General features: G+C 59.9%; 29 protein-coding genes and 1 pseudogene. 12 read left to right on the top strand and 18 right to left on the bottom strand.

Going from position 1 to position 18,071, the window contains the following annotated elements; genetic code table 11:
* Positions 1-125: 125 nt before the first annotated feature.
* Together RH858_RS14130 and RH858_RS14125 are read left to right on the top strand one after the other, a co-directional pair.
* Positions 126-476: a hypothetical protein gene (locus RH858_RS14130; RefSeq protein WP_310562223.1), complete on the top strand. Its 351-nt coding sequence runs from the start codon at positions 126-128 to the stop codon at positions 474-476.
* Positions 477-508: 32 nt separating this feature from the next.
* Positions 509-1,873, top strand: coding sequence for a transposase (locus RH858_RS14125; RefSeq protein WP_310562222.1), 1,365 nt, complete (start codon positions 509-511; stop codon positions 1,871-1,873).
* Here RH858_RS14125 and RH858_RS14120 read toward each other — a convergent pair.
* The 6 genes from RH858_RS14120 to RH858_RS14095 form a co-directional block, all read right to left on the bottom strand.
* Positions 1,853-2,050: an antitoxin VapB family protein gene (locus RH858_RS14120; RefSeq protein WP_310562221.1), complete on the bottom strand. Its 198-nt coding sequence runs from the start codon at positions 2,048-2,050 to the stop codon at positions 1,853-1,855. The two genes, RH858_RS14125 and RH858_RS14120, sit on opposite strands and share 21 nt — an antisense overlap.
* A 36-nt stretch (positions 2,051-2,086) precedes the next feature.
* A complete protein-coding gene (locus RH858_RS14115; RefSeq protein WP_310562220.1) occupies positions 2,087-2,530 on the bottom strand; it encodes a PIN domain-containing protein in 444 nt (147 codons plus the stop codon).
* Complete coding sequence (locus RH858_RS14110; RefSeq protein WP_310562219.1) at positions 2,527-2,802, bottom strand: hypothetical protein; 276 nt, start codon at positions 2,800-2,802, stop codon at positions 2,527-2,529. Before RH858_RS14110 ends, RH858_RS14115 begins: the two co-directional genes overlap by 4 nt.
* Before the next feature lie 329 nt (positions 2,803-3,131).
* Entirely contained in the window at positions 3,132-3,650 is a 519-nt protein-coding gene (locus RH858_RS14105) for a hypothetical protein (RefSeq protein WP_310562218.1), read from the bottom strand.
* An 8-nt stretch (positions 3,651-3,658) separates the two neighbouring features.
* Positions 3,659-3,955 carry a UPF0175 family protein gene (locus RH858_RS14100; RefSeq protein WP_310562217.1) on the bottom strand — a complete coding sequence of 99 codons (297 nt, stop codon included), beginning with the start codon at positions 3,953-3,955 and terminating at the stop codon, positions 3,659-3,661.
* Positions 3,956-4,197: 242 nt separating this feature from the next.
* On the bottom strand, positions 4,198-4,695 hold the full coding sequence (locus RH858_RS14095; RefSeq protein WP_310562216.1) for a hypothetical protein: 498 nt from the start codon (positions 4,693-4,695) through the stop codon (positions 4,198-4,200).
* Between RH858_RS14095 and RH858_RS14090 the strand changes: the two genes are divergently transcribed.
* Complete coding sequence (locus tag RH858_RS14090) at positions 4,591-4,821, top strand: hypothetical protein (protein ID WP_310562234.1); 231 nt, start codon at positions 4,591-4,593, stop codon at positions 4,819-4,821. The two genes, RH858_RS14095 and RH858_RS14090, sit on opposite strands and share 105 nt — an antisense overlap.
* Positions 4,822-4,932: 111 nt before the next feature.
* Here the strand turns inward: RH858_RS14090 and RH858_RS14085 are convergent, their stop codons facing one another.
* A complete protein-coding gene (locus RH858_RS14085; protein ID WP_310562215.1) occupies positions 4,933-5,343 on the bottom strand; it encodes a winged helix-turn-helix domain-containing protein in 411 nt (136 codons plus the stop codon).
* Between the two features lie 98 nt (positions 5,344-5,441).
* Here RH858_RS14085 and RH858_RS14080 point away from each other — a divergent pair, with 98 nt between their 5' ends.
* A complete protein-coding gene (locus RH858_RS14080) occupies positions 5,442-6,062 on the top strand; it encodes a hypothetical protein (protein WP_310562214.1) in 621 nt (206 codons plus the stop codon).
* 492 nt (positions 6,063-6,554) lie between these two features.
* On the opposite strand, the gene RH858_RS14075 is transcribed toward RH858_RS14080, so the two are convergent.
* Entirely contained in the window at positions 6,555-7,100 is a 546-nt protein-coding gene (locus RH858_RS14075; protein WP_310562213.1) for a hypothetical protein, read from the bottom strand.
* Between the two features lie 129 nt (positions 7,101-7,229).
* Here RH858_RS14075 and RH858_RS14070 point away from each other — a divergent pair, with 129 nt between their 5' ends.
* Positions 7,230-7,643 (top strand): MarR family transcriptional regulator, encoded by a 414-nt coding sequence (locus tag RH858_RS14070; protein ID WP_259534118.1) that lies wholly within the window; start codon positions 7,230-7,232, stop codon positions 7,641-7,643.
* A gap of 11 nt (positions 7,644-7,654) precedes the next feature.
* Positions 7,655-7,984 (top strand): DUF433 domain-containing protein, encoded by a 330-nt coding sequence (locus RH858_RS14065; protein WP_310562212.1) that lies wholly within the window; start codon positions 7,655-7,657, stop codon positions 7,982-7,984.
* On the opposite strand, the gene RH858_RS14060 is transcribed toward RH858_RS14065, so the two are convergent.
* The 8 genes and pseudogenes from RH858_RS14060 to RH858_RS14025 all read right to left on the bottom strand — a co-directional run.
* Positions 7,916-8,638, bottom strand: coding sequence for a nucleotidyltransferase domain-containing protein (locus RH858_RS14060; RefSeq protein ID WP_259534120.1), 723 nt, complete (start codon positions 8,636-8,638; stop codon positions 7,916-7,918). The two genes, RH858_RS14065 and RH858_RS14060, sit on opposite strands and share 69 nt — an antisense overlap.
* 74 nt (positions 8,639-8,712) lie before the next feature.
* Positions 8,713-9,165: a DUF86 domain-containing protein gene (locus RH858_RS14055; RefSeq protein ID WP_310562211.1), complete on the bottom strand. Its 453-nt coding sequence runs from the start codon at positions 9,163-9,165 to the stop codon at positions 8,713-8,715.
* Entirely contained in the window at positions 9,155-9,595 is a 441-nt protein-coding gene (locus RH858_RS14050) for a nucleotidyltransferase domain-containing protein (RefSeq protein WP_310562210.1), read from the bottom strand. The genes RH858_RS14055 and RH858_RS14050 overlap by 11 nt, the downstream gene beginning before the upstream one ends.
* An 82-nt stretch (positions 9,596-9,677) precedes the next feature.
* Positions 9,678-10,022 (bottom strand): DUF86 domain-containing protein, encoded by a 345-nt coding sequence (locus RH858_RS14045; protein WP_310562209.1) that lies wholly within the window; start codon positions 10,020-10,022, stop codon positions 9,678-9,680.
* On the bottom strand, positions 10,019-10,312 hold the full coding sequence (locus tag RH858_RS14040) for a nucleotidyltransferase family protein (protein WP_310562208.1): 294 nt from the start codon (positions 10,310-10,312) through the stop codon (positions 10,019-10,021). Before RH858_RS14040 ends, RH858_RS14045 begins: the two co-directional genes overlap by 4 nt.
* 70 nt (positions 10,313-10,382) lie before the next feature.
* Positions 10,383-10,589, bottom strand: a complete 207-nt coding sequence (locus RH858_RS14035; protein WP_310562207.1) for a hypothetical protein — start codon at positions 10,587-10,589, stop codon at positions 10,383-10,385.
* Between the two features lie 237 nt (positions 10,590-10,826).
* Positions 10,827-11,111 carry a type II toxin-antitoxin system HicA family toxin gene (locus RH858_RS14030; protein WP_310562206.1) on the bottom strand — a complete coding sequence of 95 codons (285 nt, stop codon included), beginning with the start codon at positions 11,109-11,111 and terminating at the stop codon, positions 10,827-10,829.
* Between the two features lie 72 nt (positions 11,112-11,183).
* Positions 11,184-11,318 (bottom strand): annotated as a pseudogene (locus tag RH858_RS14025) (type II toxin-antitoxin system HicB family antitoxin); the annotation flags it as partial.
* A gap of 104 nt (positions 11,319-11,422) precedes the next feature.
* On the opposite strand from RH858_RS14025, the gene RH858_RS14020 reads away from it, so the two are divergent.
* From RH858_RS14020 to RH858_RS14005, 4 genes are all read left to right on the top strand, one after another.
* A complete protein-coding gene (locus tag RH858_RS14020; RefSeq protein WP_310562205.1) occupies positions 11,423-11,605 on the top strand; it encodes a hypothetical protein in 183 nt (60 codons plus the stop codon).
* Between the two features lie 330 nt (positions 11,606-11,935).
* A complete protein-coding gene (locus RH858_RS14015) occupies positions 11,936-12,235 on the top strand; it encodes a DUF433 domain-containing protein (protein WP_259534130.1) in 300 nt (99 codons plus the stop codon).
* 3 nt (positions 12,236-12,238) lie between these two features.
* The gene (locus RH858_RS14010) at positions 12,239-12,562 is read left to right on the top strand and encodes a DUF5615 family PIN-like protein (protein WP_310562204.1); all 324 of its coding nucleotides are present in this window, start codon (positions 12,239-12,241) and stop codon (positions 12,560-12,562) included.
* 238 nt (positions 12,563-12,800) lie between these two features.
* Positions 12,801-13,751, top strand: coding sequence for a glycosyltransferase (locus RH858_RS14005; RefSeq protein ID WP_310562203.1), 951 nt, complete (start codon positions 12,801-12,803; stop codon positions 13,749-13,751).
* A 17-nt stretch (positions 13,752-13,768) separates the two neighbouring features.
* Here the strand turns inward: RH858_RS14005 and RH858_RS14000 are convergent, their stop codons facing one another.
* Positions 13,769-14,899 carry a glycosyltransferase family 4 protein gene (locus tag RH858_RS14000; protein ID WP_310562201.1) on the bottom strand — a complete coding sequence of 377 codons (1,131 nt, stop codon included), beginning with the start codon at positions 14,897-14,899 and terminating at the stop codon, positions 13,769-13,771.
* Positions 14,892-16,061: a polysaccharide pyruvyl transferase family protein gene (locus tag RH858_RS13995; RefSeq protein WP_310562199.1), complete on the bottom strand. Its 1,170-nt coding sequence runs from the start codon at positions 16,059-16,061 to the stop codon at positions 14,892-14,894. Before RH858_RS13995 ends, RH858_RS14000 begins: the two co-directional genes overlap by 8 nt.
* A gap of 173 nt (positions 16,062-16,234) precedes the next feature.
* On the opposite strand from RH858_RS13995, the gene RH858_RS13990 reads away from it, so the two are divergent.
* Entirely contained in the window at positions 16,235-17,074 is an 840-nt protein-coding gene (locus RH858_RS13990) for an FAD-binding protein (protein WP_310562198.1), read from the top strand.
* A 100-nt stretch (positions 17,075-17,174) separates the two neighbouring features.
* A complete protein-coding gene (locus RH858_RS13985; protein WP_310562197.1) occupies positions 17,175-18,059 on the top strand; it encodes an IS1595 family transposase in 885 nt (294 codons plus the stop codon).
* Positions 18,060-18,071 lie beyond the last annotated feature (12 nt).

The raw sequence follows: 18,071 nt of genomic DNA, 5'->3' as shown, positions 1-18,071 counted from the left end.
CGTCCCGGGAGGGACATAGCTGTTACACGAATGTCATCCTATGGAGATGACGATCCGTTTCGGGGCGAGCCGCGTTCCGTGCTGGATCCACAAGCTTTTCTCCGGTCGGTTTCGGTGGTGTGATCGTGCAACTCCCGGTGCCGCTGTTGCCGCGCGTGGTCCGATGGGGAGGGGTCGTCGTCGTGGCGGGGCTCATCCTGTACGGGTCGCTGTTGACGGTTCCCGAGACGGTGGTGGACGAGATCCACCCGGAGTTTCTGCCGATCCACTACTGGCGGCACCTGGTCGCGTATCTGACGTTCGCGCTGGCGCTGGCGTATGCGACGGATCACCCAATTCAAGACGGAGGCCCCATCCTCAACGAGCGCAGGGATTCCGATGGTCAATCGGAAGCACAAGCGAGTAGGGTGGGGAGGAAGCCGACAACAATCTGGACAAACCGACACACACAGCCAGATCTGACACCCCAACCGTAACCTTTACAATTTTAAAATCCGACATATTACGTATGGTGGAAGCGAACCGAACTGTTGTGATTCCTCTCAAAATTCCATCAGAATCACGCTCGGACTTCCACCAGACTATCCTGCCGTATCTCTACTGCCAGCAGGAAGCTGTCGAACACTGCTGGCCAGACTCACCGAAACAGCCAGCCGACCTGCTAACCAGCAAGCAGGATGCCGAAAACGCACTCTACGACCGGCTTCGAGACGAGACCAACGAACAACTCCACTCGAATCTCGTCCAGAAAGCCATCAAAGACGCAACCAGCGCGATCTCCTCGTGCAAGACCAGCTGGGAGAACGGCGACCGTCTCAGCAAACCTGATTTTTACGACCGTGAGCGGGCTGGCTACACGATGACCTACGACAAACGAGCCGCCACCTACGGTCGGTACGAGGCGACGTTCTCGACGCTCAATGGCACTGTGACCTGCCGATACGAACTGCCAGCGGAAATCGAGGGAACGCCGTACGGGGAGTATATCCTGGACAGACGGTGGTCGTTTTCCACGAGCAAACTCGTCTTTGACGGCGAGCGGTTCTGGCTCCATGCGGTGATGCAACGCCAGTTCGGCGATGACCCAGTGTATGCACCCACGACGGACAATTCGGGTTCAGACACGCAGAGCGAGGACACTCATCGTGTACTCGGCGTGGACTTGAACGTCGATGGGGCAACAGCGGTGACGTCGACTGGCCAGTTCTACGGCAACGCCGATGCACTCAACGCCTACCGGTCTGAGCAAGAACAGTTACGCGGCGAACTTCAGCAAACAGGGACGCGAAGTGCCCATCTCCGGTTTCAACAGCGGCGTGGCACGGAGTGGCGATACTACGACCAGTACGCCCACCATGTCGCCAATGCCATCAAACAGGAAGCACTCCGGGTTCGTGCCACCCACGTCGCCTTCGAGGAGTTGAGGCGGATTCGCACGCGCATCTCGAATCTGCCCAAGTTCCAGCACTGGCTGTTCAAAAAAGTCCGCACGTACACTGAATACAAGCTGGAAGGATACGGTGTGACTGTGGATACAACGAACCCGGAATACACGAGTCAGGGTTGTAGCCGCACAGATTGTGAGTGTGTGGACGAAGACAATCGGGACGGCAAGCACTTCGAGTGCGTTGAGTGTGGGTATACAGTAAATTCGGATTACAATGCGGCCAAGAACATCGGATTCCGGTACCTCTGTGAGGAGCTATCCAGCCCGGCGAGCCGCACGTGTTCGTCCGGGCAGGCCACGAGTCAACTGGCCTTGGTGTCGGGGACACTCTCACCAGACGGCAGTTTTGTCGAGCATGAGTGGGTGTCCACCGACAAGCCCCACCCTCAACAAGCGAGTGGCAGGTCATCTGCCCGAGCGCAGTAGGGTGGGGTAGTTGACCTCGCCGTACGTCCCGTGGTCCAGAATACCGGCACCCGTGACGTCGGCAAGCTGTCGACGCTGTTCGAGATACTCCCGAATGACCTCGCTGAAACTTCGGTCCCCCTTTTCCCGCTCGAGTTCGCGGTAGACGTCGTCCGCGATGGCGATGTTCTTGCTCATGTATTACGTATGGGTACCCATACGCAAAAGAGTTCCTCACTGGGCGGACGCCACTGTTTCGGGGACGAGCCGGTCGACCACGCCGTCGAAATCGTCATCGAAACTCAGTACGGAGTCGATCCCGTGGCGTTCGACCAGTGCAACCGTCATCGCGTCGGTGAAACTGAACCCGTGTTCGGTGTATCTCTCGTACGTTGCGATCGCGTCCTCGAAGAGCCGCGGCGACGAGTGGAGGAGTTCGATCGCGTCCGGGTACCCCTCGCCACGGATCCGACGGCCGACTTCGATGGCGTCCTCCATCCGGCCAGTTCGTCGGTACGTGAGAGTGACCGTCTCGTCGTAGATGTACTCGCTCGTGAGGACGTGTCCGTACGCTTCCGATCCGAGGACGCGGGCGAGTGCCTCCGTCGCGACGTCGTGGCGAGTCGCGTCGACATCGTGGTGGGCATAGAAGACGCCCGTATCGACGAAGACACTCATCCGTAGAGGATTTCGTCGACGTCGTCTTCGTCCGTTTCGACGCCGGAGGAGATCGTCCCCTCGTTGAACTGTGCGATCTCCTCGTCGGTGAGTGCTGTCGTTCCCTTCCGAAACGAATCGACGAACTCCGACCGGGACTCCACAGCGGACTCGACGAGTCGTGCCAGGATCTCTTGTTGAGTGACTTTCTCCCCCGTCCGCAATTTGATTTCCGCCTGCAGCTCTTCGAGTCGGGATTTCGTCTCCTCGTCCATTTTGACCGCGGTTGCCATATCTCTCAGTTGTATTTGCAACTCAATCACTTTTTCTACAGAGATACAGCGAGAGTGCCTCGGGGTCGTCCGAAAATCGAAGATGGTGGAGCCGCCGGCCCTCACGGACGCACCGAGCGTTCGGGTGTGAATTCCAGCCGACCCATCCCGGGAAGGTCGAGGGGAATTAACTTCGCCTGCGTCCATCCGTCCGTTTCTGGACGGCATGGACAAAACGGTGAAACCTCGGGGCTTGTCTCCAAGGTACTTCACGAACGCGAGCGGATCACGGTCGGAATCGCCACGGATCGACGGCACCCGGATCACCGTCCTCGACGTCACGCGTCGGGTCATCCGTCCGTTTCGATGGTCTCGAAGAGAGAGTCCCGGTCGTCCTCGGAGAAGCGATAGCCGTCGCGTTCCCGTAGTTCCTCGACGAGCCTCGACAGCTCTTCTGTCGTGGCGATCACGTCGCAGTGGATCGCCGCCTGGAGCAACAACACGAGATCCCAGACCTCGACACCCAGCTGCTGTCCGCGCGTTCCGACGTGGGCGTCGTCAGTCACGAGTCGAGCGTCACGTCGGGATGCGATCGCGAGACACCGCGCATCAGTCGAAGAGAGCGCGTGATCGCCGAGCTCGTCCGCCAGTTCGAGTTCGGCTCCCGTCGGGGTGACGATTTCGAGCCAGCCGTCGTTGTACGATTTGACGGCGTCGACGCGGGTGACGAACTCGTAGCCGTCGACCTCGGCACGGTCGAGTTCGTCGACAACCGACGACGGCGTCTCGACGGTCTCGAACACCGACGGCAGCAGTTCCAGCCGGTCGATCTTGGCGAGCGAACTCAAAACGCCATCGACGAGCGTCATCCGTCGACTTACTCGGTGAACGTCTCCAGCCGATCGTCCCGCTTTGAGTCGGACAGAAATCCGGCATCGCGGTCGATCCCCCGGTCTGCGAGTTCGTCCCTGAAGGCCTCCGCCGAGACGCCCGCCAGCTCGGCCGCCCGATTGAGGCTCACGGCGTCGGCCCGGTATTTCTCGACTGCGAGCGACAGCCGAAGCTCTGGACGCCGACGCAACAGCTCACGAACGGCCTCCTCGACCACGGCGTCGGTGTCGTCGTAGCCGCCGGCGGCCGCGATCGCATCGAGATCCTCTGCGAGACCCGACATACGAGTCAGTACGTCCGAATCACGGATAAATACTCTGCCCTGTCCGAGTGGTACGCTTACAATCGAAGCGCCCAAGTCGGATTCGTCACTGCCGAGGTTGCGACGGAACTCGAAGACCTCTGGAACGAAAACCGTGCACACACGTACTATCAAGACGGGATGGCCACAGACGACCGGGCGAATTCGATGGTCGCGCTCGCTGACGAGATCCACTCACAGATCAGTAATCTCGCTGGGCAGTCTCACGAGTGTCTCTGTGATTGACGTCCTCCCCGCGTCGCGCGCCGGACAGTCGTCGCCGAACCAAAGACGAACTGACTAGCAGACTGATCGAGCTCGTTGTGGACGTCGATGACTGCGTCGTTGTGTGCTTCGTGACGACAGCTCGAAAGCCCCCGGCGTCTCGACTCCCGGGATCGCGGCTGCGCTCCTCGCTTCGCTGCGGTGCTTGCCGGATCCGGGTTCGCCGAGACGCCGGCCCCTTTCAGTCCCGCCCGGCCGGTCGGACGGGCCAGCCATCGCTTATCTGAACGCTGTTTGTCCGAGTTGTTCGAAGGGGTATACGGCAGGCCGACCAACGGACGCTCACGACGAGGATCGTCCGCGACGAGGAGATCCGGTCGGGATCGCCACGGATCGACGGCCCCCGGATCACCGTCCTCGACGTCACGCGTCGAGTCATCGACGAACAGGAGGACCCCCACGTCGTCGCCGGCGAGGACGACGTCTCGATGGCCCAACTGTTCACGGCGCGTTCGGACGACGACGATCACCGGGAGGCGTTCGCCGACCGAGAGCGGGAGTTCGCGACCGCACGGCAGAACGGAGAGCGTCGAACCCGAGCGTCCCGAACACGACCGTCTTGAACACGACCGTCTTGCACACAACCGTCCTCTCGAATTTTTTCTATATCGACCAGCTGTGGGTGGTTGCAGGACTCTCCGGTATCTGTACGGTTCCGATCGGTCGCGAGGAACTCACGCAGTCGAGCTGTCGTACAGTTCCGCAAACGTCTGCTCGCCGCGGATCAACTCGTCGACGCCGTCGGTAAGCGTTACCTCACCGAATACGGTCGCGCGATAATACGTGTACAGCCCGCCCTGTCCCCGTTCCGTGCGCTGGCGCTTCTCGACCAGGCCGACGTCGACGAGTTTGTTGAGGTGATAGTGGAGCGTGCTATCGTCGATTTCGAGTGCGCCCTCGAGTTCCTTCGGACTCATCTCGCCGCCGTGGACGAGCCGATAGAGGATTTCATAGCGGGTGCGGTGACCCACAGCGGCGTGCATGTCGAGGTATTCGTCGAGATCGAGGACGCTCTCCTCGGGCAGCAGATCTGCCGGATCGTCCGGGACGTCGCCGCCGAACCTCCGCGTTTGATCCGTCGCCATCGTGCGTCACGCTAGGAGTCGAATACGTTTAGTCGTTATCAAGCCGAGAGTTCTCGAAAACACCGCTTTTTATATATTTCTGCCGGATAGGCGCAGCCATGACCGTCGAGATCACGCGCGAGTTGATCGCAGAGCGGCTCGGAGGCGTGACGTACGACCGGTTTCTCTTCTATCTGATGGGACCGTACAAGTCGTTCAACCTCAACTACGTGCTCAGCGAGGAGGAACGCCGCGAAATCGACGTCGACGATCTTCCCGGGCCGTTGCGCCGGCTGTTCCGGAACAAAGCGGACATCAACGCGGCGCAGGCACTCTTGCGACGCGTTCAGGGGGAACTTCGAACCGACCCGGGAGTGAATGCGTTTCTCGCGCTCGATGTGGGTGTCGACACCGCCGACGTAGATGCAGTGACCCAGAGCATCGAATACGCCCGGTGCAGCAACGCGACCGCGTTCGTAGTGCCGTTCCTCGGTCACAATTTTGGCGTCGGGGAAGAGGCCGGCAGTGTCCTCGAGAACGTCGCGGAGACGCACGGTGACCGGTTGATCTTCGTCCACGAGGACGACGTGACGAGTGCGATGATCCGATCGGCGCCAGTCCGGTGGGATCTGCGTGTCGAGACCTATGAAAGCGAGAGCGAACTCGTCGCCAAACTGCGGCGGTTCGCCGGCGAGGTGATGCACGCCGAACGGCGGGGCGACCTCCGTCGGCTGGAGTAGGATCGGAGCGCACACCGCCGCGGGTGCTGCAACGCGTCCCCCGACGTCGATCGGTGGACGACGCGTGAAAATCGTTCGCTCCACACTGGTCGGCGATACTCTGGAGCGTCCCGGTTCGAACGCGACGGAGCGAGCCGACTGATCGGGATCACGGAGGACGTCGAATCGGAACGGGACGCGATCCGTTCGACTGACGTCTTCGGTTTCGGGGGAGGAATGGGGAGTGTTCGGTCGGTCGAGAACAGTGGCTCGACCACTGTACGAACAGCTCGAAAGCCCCCGGCGTCTCGACTCCCGGGATCGCGGCTGCGCTCCTCGCTTCGCTGCGGTGCTTTCCGGATCCGGGTTCGCCGAGACGCCGGCCCCTTTCAGTCCCACCCGGCCGGTCGGACGGGCCAGCCATCGCTTATCTGAACACGACCTCCGAGTACGTCTCCCGGTCTCGGAGGCCGTCGAGGAACCGAGATCTCGCGATCTCGTTCGAATACCGAGTCACGGGAGTTCCTCGGTCATCGCAACGAGGTCCTCTTCGGTCCGCCAGCGGTACAATCGCCCGTGCCGGTCGAACAGTTCGAAGACGCCATCTTGCATCCAGCCGAACGGATGCTCCTCCTCGTACTCTCGTTTGAGGACGTGACTTTTGGAGAAATACTCGATCGTCCCGACCAGCAGACCCTGTTCGACGAGGAAGTCGCTCGGTTCCTTCTCGGCGACGCCGACGAGGTGCGTCACGACGTCGGCGATCAGGCAGAACTTCTGGATACTGTTGTCCCACTCGCCGCGGATGTCGACCATCCGGAAGGCGTAGGCGTCCTGCCGGCGGTTGAGGCGATCGACCACTAGATTCAGCCGCCGGATCGGCTCCCGGTCGTAGTTCCCGAGGACGAAGTACGATCGATCGTTCTCGTATACGGGCGTCAGTTCGCTCAGGGCGTGGAGGATCTCCTCGTTGTCCGCCAGCGAGATCTCCTCCTCGCCGAGCTGCTCTTTGGCGCTCGTGAGAACTTTCTCGGGGACGGGCGACTCCTCGTCGGACATGCACTGCCGTTCTCGGAACCGCAAGATATGATTTATGGAGTAATTCACCGAGTTATTCGTCCTTCTGTTTACGTTAGAGTAATTTACCCGAGGGTAAACTACTTGACGTCGGGGCGTGTACCGTGGCGTATGAGCACCGACGTGGGGACCGCCGAGGGGACGGAAACCCGCGAACTCGTCCACTTCGTGACCCAGCGGACGCGGTTCGCGCTCGTCAACAACATCCTCCAGCACCCCGAGCAGTTGCCCTCGATGTACGAACTCGAGGAACTCAACCCCAGCGTGAGCGACGCCACCGTCTACAAGCACGTCCAGAAGCTGATCGACGCTGGCATCGTGAGGGAGGTCGCACTCGACGACGACCAGCGCCGGCAGGGCTATCCCTGGAAGTTCTACGGACTCACGGAGGAGGGACTGGCGTTCCTCGAGGAACACAACCTGCTCGCCGCAGAGGAGACCCTCCAGAGGATCTACGAGAGCATCTCCGACAAGCCCGAGAAAATGGTGAAATACGAGAACGCCCCCCGTCCCGAGGTCGAGTAACCCACCGCATCGTGGCCCGCGACAAGGAGATCCGGTCGGGATCGCCACGGATCGGCGGCACCCGGATCACCGTCCTCGATGTCGAGTACGACGTCTCGATGGCCGAGCTGTTCACGGCGCTTTCGTACGACGACGATCACCGGGAGGCGTTCGCCGACCGGGAGCAGGAGTTCGCGACCGCACGGCAGAACGGAGAGCGTCGAACCCGATCGCTGCTCGCGGACGGTTCGAACGCCACAACGACGGTGCTCAACTCGTCGCTGCACGGATCCTCACTGCGCATCGCCGAGCACCTCCGCGGCGTCGGCACCTCCCAACGCCACGTCTTTGACGCGCTCTAACGCGTCGCTGTCTTCGATCACGATTCCCTCGGCCAGCACTTCGTCGATTCCGTCGTCTGCCTCGCCGTGGCTCACCGCCGACTCCACGGACTCGACCAACACCTCGAACTCGTAGCGGTCACCCGGCTCGCCGAATCGCTTCTCGCCGAGGTCGACGGCGATATCGGTCGCCGTGCGTCGTGCCTGCAGGATGTCGTCGCTGTCCTCGACCAGCAGCCAGACGTCGATGTCGCTGCGGCGGTCGGCCTCACCGCGTGCGACGCTCCCGAACACGAGCAGGGCCGAAAACGACGGTACCTCCCGGCGAGCCCGTTCGACAAATTCTCGCACCGGTTCGCGGAACTCGTCTTGGGGCAGCGCGAACAACGGCTCCTCGGGAATCATCACTCGCTCGCGGTTCAGGCGCACGCTCCGGCTGCGCCCGCTCTCGTCGACCCGGACGAGCCCCAGCCCCTGGAGCAGGTCGACCGCACGCGTCGTCGTCTTCGAGCCGTTGTCCGTGATCTCGCGAAGCTGGCGCACGGTGAACTCCCTGAACGGGTTGCAGGTTAGGAGTTCGAGGACGTCTTCCATCGCCACGTACCGGAACACTTGTTCTTCCCCGAACGGGAAGGAGATGTGCAATCCAACTCTTTGATCACTTTTAGTGCCCATGGACACTTTTAGTGTCCAGTAGCAGTAAAACGTTTTGTCAGCCCTCTCACTCGAATACATCGCTACAACGGTCCCTATCCGTCGTCAGTAGCTGCCTCGTCGAGATACTTTCGAACTTCGCGACAGAAGATCGGGAACCATCGCAAATCCTCCTGGAGATGGGAATACACTTGTTCGTCGTCGAGGTCGCCCCCGTAATTGTGTGCGAGGACGTTTCGGAACCCGGCAGCCTCCCCCATTCGAGTCGCAGTTTCCGTCGAGAGGGCGCCCAGTCGTTCGAGACGGTGAAATTTGTCGGCGTTGGTGGCGGGCATTTCCTCCTCCGAATCCCGGATGAGCAACTCGGCGATGTCGATGCACGCCTCGATAGCGACCTGGAACTCCCGTTCGACGATCGCCTGCTGCTCTCGATCGGCGAGGTACTCCTCTCGTCCGAGCGACTGTTTCCGGGCGAGTAGCCCCGTCGCATCCGCCACGAATTCGACCTTGTCGACGATGCGCTCGATCGTCTCCGTGTCAGACGTCAACGGCCTCCTCCATCTCGGCAAGCAGCGCGTCGAACCGGGCGAGTCGGTCCCCGTTCTCGTCGTCGGGCGTCCGATCGGCGAACCGACGTCGGAGTCGGTCGGCCCGATCGGGACTCCCGACCAGAAGCACCCCGCGCTCGAGGGCCGCCTTCCCGACCGCCGGCCGAACTCCGTCGAGATCGACCACGTCGACGTCGTCGGTCCCCAGCTCCCGGGTCAGCTCGACGATCACGTCGAGACGCGCCCGCCGTCTGTCGTCGGACGACAGCTCCGCGTCGAATTCGACCGCGACGTCGACGTCGCTGTGGGCGTGTGTCGACCCGGTGACCTGCGAGCCGAAGAGGACGCCCAGCCGGATCGGGTGTCCCTCGAGCACGCCGCGGATCGCATCGACGTCGATCCCGTCCACGTCGTCGGTCGCAGGGGCCATACCAGTAGGTAGCCTCGCCATCACATAAAAGATGGCTCGCGTCGACGACGATCACCGGAAGGCGTCCGCAGATCGACCGCGATCACTCCGAGTCGAGTTCGGCGCGAATTTGTCCGATTTGGGCCGTTAACGTAGGAATCTCGTCCTGAACGGTCTGCCACACGATCCGCAATTCGACGGTGGCGTATCCATGGATCAGTTTGTCTCGCATCCCGGCCATCTCCGACCACGGCACGTCGCTGTACTCCCGGCGGACGTCGTCCGGCACGTTCTTTGCTGCCTCACCGATCACCTCGAAGTTCCGGAGCACGGCATCGACCGTCTTTTCGTCTTCGAGGAATTCCTCGTAGCTCATGTTTCCGGTGAAACGCTCGATCTTCTCGGCGGCTGCGAGGATGTCGTCGAGGTAATCGAGCACCTCGGTCATACGTAGACGATGTCGTCGGTAACGCGGGATTCGATCCGCGGTTTCAGCGACCCCTTCGTGACGAGATCGACGTCGACGCCGAGCCGCTCCGTCAGTTCGTTCTCCAGGCGAACGAGATCGAGCAACGTCACTGGCCGCTCGAACGCGACGAGCACGTCGAGATCGCTGTCGGGCCGCTGTTCTCCCCGGGCGTACGAGCCGAAGATCCCGAGCTCGCTGATGGGGTACTCCTCCTGGAGCGCTGGCTTGAGCGCAGCGAGCGCCGTCCGGATCTCCTCGTCTGGAGGCATGTTCGACCCTTTGACGTCGACCGGTAATTGTATTGCGGTCGTCACTCCCTGAACCGGCCACGGGAGGTGATCACAGCCGTTCCTCGCGAGCGTCGTCGACGACGTCGCTCATGGGTTTCCCCCCGGCAGCGGCGGCCCGGAGGTCCCGAAGATCGGGTCCATCTTCAGTGGCGTGTTCGTCGAGGAACGCCTCCAGCCGCCGACGGAGTCCCTCCGTGCGCGAGGGACGCAAGAGGTGTCTCCCGAGTCCGGCGACGCCCTCGTCTCCGTTGCTCATGGCGGATTCTCGGCGTTCCCTCGGTTATAATAACTTCCCCGACGGGTCGGTGACTCACCAGATCGTGGCCCGCGAGCAGGAGATTCCGCCCCTGGAGGCTGGAATCATTCTGGAGGCGCTGCGGCCCGTCGTCGAGGGCTGAGTTCGAATGGCTGCCGACAGAGAGCTCGTGTTCGTCGACTCCTCGGTGCTCATCACCGGTGTTCGTCGATCCAACATACTGACAGTTGTCGGCCGTTACCGGACGATCGGCCCACCGTGTGGCCGATCAACCGGTAAATCACTACAACTGCCAGTATCACACCACGCGTGAAAATCGTTCGCTCCACACTGGTCGGCGATACTCTGGAGCGTCCCGGTTCGAACGCGGTCGTGAAGCGGAACCGTAACCGTTCGTTTCTCCCCGGTCACGGGATGGGTGTACTTCAAGATCGCATGATCGCCGCGCGTTCGGTCGTGCCGATATCCGAACTTCTGTAGCACGGAAACGATTTCCTCGCCGGAGAAATCTCGAGAACCCATCTATCGGCGTTCGAACCACGGCGCGTCGGGTTCGGGAGCCGACGTGTCCTCGGCCCGGGCCCGTCTGGTTGCCGCCACCGCCTGGTCGAGGTTGTCGAGGGCCTCCTCACGCGATGGCCCCTGGCTCGCAACGCCCACGTCCTCGTCGATGGCCGACCACCACCCGTCGTCCTCCTCGACGAGACGAATTTCGCGACCGGTGCTCATACGGATCACTAGGTCCGAATATGGGATAAGCGTTCGGTCCGGGATTTCTCGATTGCAGGCGACAGCCGACCCTCCGACGGTCGACGCAACAGGAAGACCTCCACGTGGTCGCCGGCGAGTACGACGTCTCGATGGCCGAACTGTTCACGGCGCTTTCGTACTACTACGAGCATCGGGAGGCGTTCGCCGACCGAGAACGGGAGTTCGCGACCGCACGACAGAACGGAGAGCGTCGAACCCGATCGCTGCTCGCGGACGGTTCGAACGCGACGGAGCGAGTCGACTGATCGGGATCACGGTGGACGCCGAATCGGAACGGGACGCGATCCGTTCGACGGACGTCTTCGGTTTCGGTGGTGTGAACGGGGAGTGTTCGGTCGGTCGAGAACAGTGGCTCGACCACTGTACGAACAGCTCGAAAGCCCCCGGCGTCTCGACTCCCGGGATCACGGCTGCGCTCCTCGCTTCGCTGCGGTGCTTGCCGGATCCGGGTTCGCCGAGACGCCGGCCCCTTTCAGTCCCACCCGGCCGGTCGGACGGACCACCCATCGCTTATCTGAACGCTGTTTGTCCGAGTTGTTCGAGGGTTTATACGGCAGGCCGACCAACGGACACCCATGACGAGGATCGTCCGCGACGAGGAGATCCGGTCGGGATCGCCACGGATCGACGGCACCCGGATCACCGTCCTCGACGTCAAGCGTCGGGTCATCGACGAGCAGGAGGACCCCCACGTCGTCGCCGGCGAGTACGACGTCTCGATGGCCGAACTGTTCACGGCGCTTTCGTACTACTACGATCACCGGGAGGCGTTCGCCGACCGGGAACGGGAGTTCGCGACCGCACGGCAGAACGGAGAGCGTCGAACCCGATCGCTGCTCGCGGACGGTTCGAACGCGACTGAGCGAGCCGACTGATAAATGCGAATTCTCGCCGATACGAACGTCCCCGACGAGTACGTGTCCGCCCTCCGGGGGGACGGCCACGAGGTCGTCTACAGCCGCGACGTCTCTCCGTTGGGCCCGGAAGCGACCGACGACGCGATCACGGAGTACGCCGAATCGGAACGGTACGCGGTACTTTCGACGGACGTCTCCGATTTCGGAGGCAGAAACGCCGACGTCCCGATACTCGTCGCACCACAGGACATGTCCGGAAGCGACGTCCGCGTCGCCGTCGCCCACCTGGAAGCACTCCCGTTCGACCCCGCACAGACCGATCCCATCTGGCTGTCCGGCCTCTGATACTGATTATTCTCGGGCGTAACCGGACGATCGGCGGGCCGGGTGGCCGATCGACCGGTAAATCGCTACAATAATCAGTATGAGACGGTCGGATCTCGATTGTTTCGGAGACGGCGACACCGAGGTGCAGTCACCTCCGGTGGGGCTATCAGTCGGTGACGATCCCACGAGTAGCTCACGACGACAAGCGAAGGCTATAACCGTCCGACGGTGGACCTTCCACCGATCACCGGACGCCATGACGGACACCGCCGACATCCGCGTGTTGCACCTGGTCACCGCCGAGGAGATCTTCTTCCGGCAACAGATCGAGACCTTAGAGCGGAAGGGCGTCGACTGCACGGTGCTGGTGGTCCCCGGCGCCGAGCAGATCGACGGCGACATGGCGGCGCGGCGGGGCGTCCGGGAGTACCTGCAGTTCTTCCCGATGGTCCGGCGGGAGCTGCGCCGAGGGGAGTACGACCTGATCCACGCGAACTACGGGCTGACCGCCCCGTACGCGGTCACGCAGTTCCGGCTGCCGGTCGTGCTCACGCTGTGGGGCTCGGACGTGGTCGGCGTCGACGGCCTGGTGACGAAGGCGTTCGCCTGGCGGGCCGACGCGGTGACGGTCCGGAGCGAGGAGATGCGGGAGTTGCTCGGGCGGGCGGACGCGCACATCGTGCCGAGTGGGGTGGACCTGGAGCGGTTCCGGCCGGTCGATCGGGTGGTGGCTCGGGAGCGCGTCGGGTGGGATCCCGACGGGACGCACGTGCTGTTCCCGTACGCGCCCGACTACGAGCGGAAGAACTACCCCCTGGCGAGACGGGTGGTCGATCGGATCGAGGCGGAGCTGGGCGAGGCGGTGCAGTTGCAGACGATCTCGGGAGTGCCCCACGAGGAGGTGCCGTACTACGTGAACGCGGCCGACGCGCTGCTGTTGACGTCGAGACACGAGGGATCGCCGAACACGGTCAAGGAGGCGATGGCGTGTGATGTTCCGGTGGTCTCGACGGGCGTGGGGGACGTCCGGGAGCGGTTGACGGGAGTGGAGCCCGGTGGGGTCGGGGAGAGTGAAGAGGAGTTGGCGGCGCTGGTTCTGGAGGTTCTGAAGTCCGAGGGCCGGTCGAACGGGCGCGAGGTCGTCAGGGAAGTTAGTTGGGATCGAATTGGGGAACGGTTAGTGGATATCTATCGAGAGGTACTGTAGCTGGGCAAGAGGAGTCGTTACGAGCGAGATTCCTGATAAACTTCCTCGAAAACTCGTTCGTACCGATCGAGCAGTTGGTCGAAGGAGTAGTTCTCGATCATGTGTTCCCGTCCACCGTCGCCCAGCTCCTGTCGAAGTGAGACGTCGGACGAAATGTGATCGACTGCGTCGACGAGGGCGTCCATAGATCCCGCGTGGGTTCCGACCGGTTGCTCGTCGAGGACGCCATCCAACGAGTGATACAACGAGACGACCGGCGTCGCATATCGCCACGCTTCGAGGAAGACGTTCGGGAAGCCCTCGTAGTCGGAGGTGTTGACGAGAGCGATCGCCGATCGATAGTGCTCGTGAATCTCGTGTGGATCCACAAATCCCAGGAACTCAAGGTTCGGTATGTCGGCGGCCTCGGTCTCAATCTCGTCGAAGTGCCCCGGAGCATCGTTGTCGGGAGGGCCGATCATTCGAAACGGTACGTCGGGGAGTTCCCGAGCGAGATCAAGGAATCGATCCGGACGCTTCTGCGTCGGGTCCATCGATCCGACCCAGAGGACGTAGCCTCGATCGGAGTGAGGGACGACCTCCGATTCCTCCGGAATTTCGTAGCCGTTGGGTATCCTGGGTGCCTCGACATCGTGTTCGGAGATGAGAAGTTCCTGCTGATGGTGCGTTTGAGCGACGACCCGATCAGCAGTTCGCATAGCCAGCAGGAATGGATGCCGAAATACGCCCTGGCGTGCGAGGAGTTCCGGATCGACGTTCGCGTCGTTCGCGACGGCGTAGACGAACGACGCATCGGCCAGACTGGTGTGGAGCGCGGCGATCATACAGAGCAAGTCGTTACCGCGGACGTAGTAGACATCCGCATCGATTTCGCGCAGTCCACGAATCGTCTTCCACGCCTTGTACGGTGCCCGCGGTACCCCCCGAACGTCGGGGATCACGCGCCAGACGTCGATCCTGTTTACACGGTCGCGACGTGCCTGATCGTAGTCGAGCGTCGCGATCGAAATCTCATAGCCCAGATCCCGCAATCCGGTAGCGAGCATGTACTGCTGGCGCTCTGCCCCGCCAGTTCCGGGTTCGATTCCGGACCCAAAATACGTATGCAGAGTATCGGAGATAAAACAGATGTGGGGGCGGTTAGTCATTGACGTCTGTTCTAACAGCAGTCAGCGTACGGTCTAGAAAGTCCCGTCCAACTTGACGATGTCTTTGTAGAATCTCACCAATCTTCTCGGACTCGGAAGTCGAGATCTCGGTGTATCTTTCCACGTCAAACTCCCTGCTATCGATCGCAAATCCGTCAACGTGTCTATTCAATAACTCAAACTCGTCGAGGAGTGATTTGGTTTTACTGTACACGTTCCCATACTTTTCGTCTAAATCTATAGTTATAAAGGGGGTCCTATGCTGGAGGCAGAATATCGTGGAGTGCAAACTATCGGTTATCATGAAATCAAACTCACCATGAAGTTGGTAGTATTCAAATGGAGAGACTTCTCCAACGAAATCAACATCAGTATACGGTGATGCATTCGGCGATACGATCAGATAGCCCTTTCTTCGGAATCGGCCCACTAACTCGGAAATCAGCGGATTTCTGGGAGTGTTCACTCCGAGGATTGGTTTTTCGGAAGCGAGAGCAGAGCGATATTCTTTGTTATCGTTGCAATCCTGTGCAATGTCATAAATGAACGTCGGATCGGGAACACGCTCAAAATCCAGCACGTCCAGGTCTCGTAATACGTCTTCAGTATGAGCATCCCGAACACCGATTGCAAAAAAGTCAGTGAGAGACTCAGTTACAAAGTGGCGTTCGGAACCGGTGAATCGATCCACGTCGGTTTTATTTGCAGATGCAGCATAAGCGACCTTTTCGGCCGAGATTTGTGTCCCGCCAAAGTAGACGTTCGGAAAGGGCCTTTCTCCGGAAAATCGTCGGTTATAATCTCCAGTAACCTTCCATATCGTATCGCTACCAAAAATCAGCAAGTCGTAGTTCTGCTCATTAACAAACGAAACAGCCTTTCCATACCGGTCGGAAATGAGCTTTGCAGAAGTCAAATTACAATTTTTCGAGAGGAATTCCGTAGAGAGACGAAAATCACGGATTCGAGCCGGTATCGCATCCAACTGCTTCGTAACTAGAGAATTTTTATATCGTTTGAATTCGTGAGAGAGACACCGATAATCGAGGGTTTCAACCGTTGCTTCCGGGAATAAGTCCTCAACAGATTTGAGTAAACAGTAGTTTTGCAAAAGAGACCCCTTATTTCGATTGTTGTGGAGTGTGAGGATACCAATCTTCATATTCAGCAACTACGGCGACAATTAGCAGGAGTCAATTTAAAAACCCCGGTCCAGTTCGCAATGTAGAACCGGCAATAGACCACGGTTGTCAAGATCCCACAAATCCAGAGTAATATTATCAAACACCAATCAGAGACAAGCTATAAATCGGCCGAGAGAATGAACACACACCGATGGAAGAGATAGTCGACGAACTTTCGAACCACACGTGGATCAAAATAGGAGGTTCGACGAAAATAATGCTCCCCAACTCAAAAGAGGAACTCGTCGACGCAATTGACGCATGTAATTCTAAGGATCAAGGATTTCGGATCCTCGGAAACGGCTCGAACGTTCTTCCGAGCGATAACGGACTGGACGAGATAGTTATCAAGTCGACACACGCCTGTACCGATCTCGAACTTCTGGATGACACCACCGTGCGTGCCGGCGCGTCCGTCATGCTTCCCCAGTTTGTTAATTTCTGTGTACAAAACGATCTCGGAGGGCCAGAATACCTCTACTCTGTCCCCGGAACTATCGGAGGCGGGATCCACATGAACGCAGGTCGCGGCTATCGCCATGACAAGTCAATTTCGGATTTTGTGCACTCAGTAGAGATCTACGACGGGAGCAAAATCAGGACGCTTTCTCGAAACGAGCTAGAATTCGACCACCGCTATTCGACCTTCCAGGATCATCCGGATTGGGTGATTCTCAGTGCAACCTTCGAGTTACCCCCACAGGATTCGGACATCGGCAAAAAGAAGATACAGGAACGAATGGAGATAGTCAAAAATCGGGATCGATCGACTCCATCTTTGGGATCAATCTTCGCTTTCGAACACGATTTTCGACTGCCGATGCAGGGCATAAAAATCGGCGATGCGAAATTCGTTTCAGATAACCGAATTGGGAACCTGGGAAATGCAACGCAAAAGGACGTCAAACGACTCATCTACTTGAAGAAAACGTTGTATCGTTTGATACCTTTTGTTGAAACGCCCCGCGTTGAAGTTCGGATCTGGGATTAGTTACTCCAAACGCTCTTCAGTAGGAGATTGTTGATACTGCTGAGCTGCCGCTGTCGAGTCGAAGAGGACAAGGACACCGCGTCAGCGGTGTCCGACACGGATGATTCCGCTAGATGTGTTTGGGTCGGAATCGGTCGCAGCAGACCTGCTCCAACAGGTTCGCTGGCGTGACGGCGTTTCCTGTCCCCGCTGCCGTTCTGACCGAACGGTCAGAAACGGCAGCTATGGGCACTTTCAGCGGTATCTCTGTAAGGATTGCGGCCGCACGTTCAACGATAAAACCGGCACGATCTTCGCTCATTCGAAGATTGCGCTCCGCAAGTGGTTGTTTTCGATCTACGCGTTTTTGCGGTTTAACACCAGCCTCAGGCAGTTACAGTGCGAAATCGAAGTCACCTACAAAACGATCCACAGGCGTGTCGAGCGCTTCGCCGAAGCGCTCGACGCGCCGTCACTCAATCTCCGTGGACCGGTCGAAATTGACGAGTTCTACGTCTCTGCCGGTTTGAAAGGCCGCGAGCGCGACCGCTGGTCGCGCTCTCGCGGCCTCGCTCGACGCGGGCGCGGAACGTATGAACAGGACAAACCGCCCGTGTTCGTCCTCGTGGATCGTAGCACCGATCAGCGGTACGTTGTACCGGCGAAATCCGCAGATGAATCGACGATTCGGCTCCTGCTGGCTGACCGCCAGCAGGAGCCTCTCACCGTCTATACCGACGGATTTAGCGCGTACGATCCGCTTGGAGAAGACGACCAATTCGACCGCGAATACGTCGTTCACGGAGATGGTGAGTACGCCGATGACGCAGTCCACGTCAACACATGCGAGAGCCACGCGTCGCTGGCGCGACGGTGGCTCTCGCCGCATCGAGGCATCTCAAAAGACCGCCTCACACAGTATCTCCGAGCGTTCCAACTCAGACGAGAACTCTATCGCAAACCCGGACGAGAAGCGCTCAAACATGCCGTCAAAGCTACTCTCTGAAATCAACAATGT

Source organism: Halalkaliarchaeum sp. AArc-GB (assembly GCF_031432225.1).
GTDB lineage: Archaea > Halobacteriota > Halobacteria > Halobacteriales > Haloferacaceae > Halalkaliarchaeum.
The sequence above is the reverse complement of the archived record's forward strand: the minus strand, read 5'-3'. Positions and strand labels throughout refer to the sequence as shown.

Bases quoted from the DNA above. Each gene is read 5' to 3' on its own strand.
- RH858_RS14100 (WP_310562217.1), bottom strand. From the start codon at position 3,955: ATGTCGGGTCTCGCAGAGGATCTCGATGCGATCGCGGCCGCCGGCGGC.
- RH858_RS14015 (WP_259534130.1), top strand. From the start codon at position 11,936: ATGACGAGGATCGTCCGCGACGAGGAGATCCGGTCGGGATCGCCACGG.
- RH858_RS14105 (WP_310562218.1), bottom strand. From the start codon at position 3,650: ATGACGCTCGTCGATGGCGTTTTGAGTTCGCTCGCCAAGATCGACCGG.
- RH858_RS14120 (WP_310562221.1), bottom strand. From the start codon at position 2,050: ATGAGCAAGAACATCGCCATCGCGGACGACGTCTACCGCGAACTCGAG.
- RH858_RS13985 (WP_310562197.1), top strand. From the start codon at position 17,175: ATGATTCCGCTAGATGTGTTTGGGTCGGAATCGGTCGCAGCAGACCTG.
- RH858_RS14115 (WP_310562220.1), bottom strand. From the start codon at position 2,530: ATGAGTGTCTTCGTCGATACGGGCGTCTTCTATGCCCACCACGATGTC.
- RH858_RS14045 (WP_310562209.1), bottom strand. From the start codon at position 10,022: ATGACCGAGGTGCTCGATTACCTCGACGACATCCTCGCAGCCGCCGAG.
- RH858_RS14080 (WP_310562214.1), top strand. From the start codon at position 5,442: ATGACCGTCGAGATCACGCGCGAGTTGATCGCAGAGCGGCTCGGAGGC.
- RH858_RS14005 (WP_310562203.1), top strand. From the start codon at position 12,801: ATGACGGACACCGCCGACATCCGCGTGTTGCACCTGGTCACCGCCGAG.
- RH858_RS14040 (WP_310562208.1), bottom strand. From the start codon at position 10,312: ATGCCTCCAGACGAGGAGATCCGGACGGCGCTCGCTGCGCTCAAGCCA.
- RH858_RS14050 (WP_310562210.1), bottom strand. From the start codon at position 9,595: ATGGCCCCTGCGACCGACGACGTGGACGGGATCGACGTCGATGCGATC.
- RH858_RS14110 (WP_310562219.1), bottom strand. From the start codon at position 2,802: ATGGCAACCGCGGTCAAAATGGACGAGGAGACGAAATCCCGACTCGAA.
- RH858_RS14085 (WP_310562215.1), bottom strand. From the start codon at position 5,343: ATGGCGACGGATCAAACGCGGAGGTTCGGCGGCGACGTCCCGGACGAT.
- RH858_RS14000 (WP_310562201.1), bottom strand. From the start codon at position 14,899: ATGACTAACCGCCCCCACATCTGTTTTATCTCCGATACTCTGCATACG.
- RH858_RS14030 (WP_310562206.1), bottom strand. From the start codon at position 11,111: ATGGGTTCTCGAGATTTCTCCGGCGAGGAAATCGTTTCCGTGCTACAG.
- RH858_RS14070 (WP_259534118.1), top strand. From the start codon at position 7,230: ATGAGCACCGACGTGGGGACCGCCGAGGGGACGGAAACCCGCGAACTC.
- RH858_RS13990 (WP_310562198.1), top strand. From the start codon at position 16,235: ATGGAAGAGATAGTCGACGAACTTTCGAACCACACGTGGATCAAAATA.
- RH858_RS14075 (WP_310562213.1), bottom strand. From the start codon at position 7,100: ATGTCCGACGAGGAGTCGCCCGTCCCCGAGAAAGTTCTCACGAGCGCC.
- RH858_RS13995 (WP_310562199.1), bottom strand. From the start codon at position 16,061: ATGAAGATTGGTATCCTCACACTCCACAACAATCGAAATAAGGGGTCT.
- RH858_RS14060 (WP_259534120.1), bottom strand. From the start codon at position 8,638: ATGGGCACTAAAAGTGATCAAAGAGTTGGATTGCACATCTCCTTCCCG.
- RH858_RS14010 (WP_310562204.1), top strand. From the start codon at position 12,239: ATGCGAATTCTCGCCGATACGAACGTCCCCGACGAGTACGTGTCCGCC.
- RH858_RS14035 (WP_310562207.1), bottom strand. From the start codon at position 10,589: ATGAGCAACGGAGACGAGGGCGTCGCCGGACTCGGGAGACACCTCTTG.
- RH858_RS14125 (WP_310562222.1), top strand. From the start codon at position 509: ATGGTGGAAGCGAACCGAACTGTTGTGATTCCTCTCAAAATTCCATCA.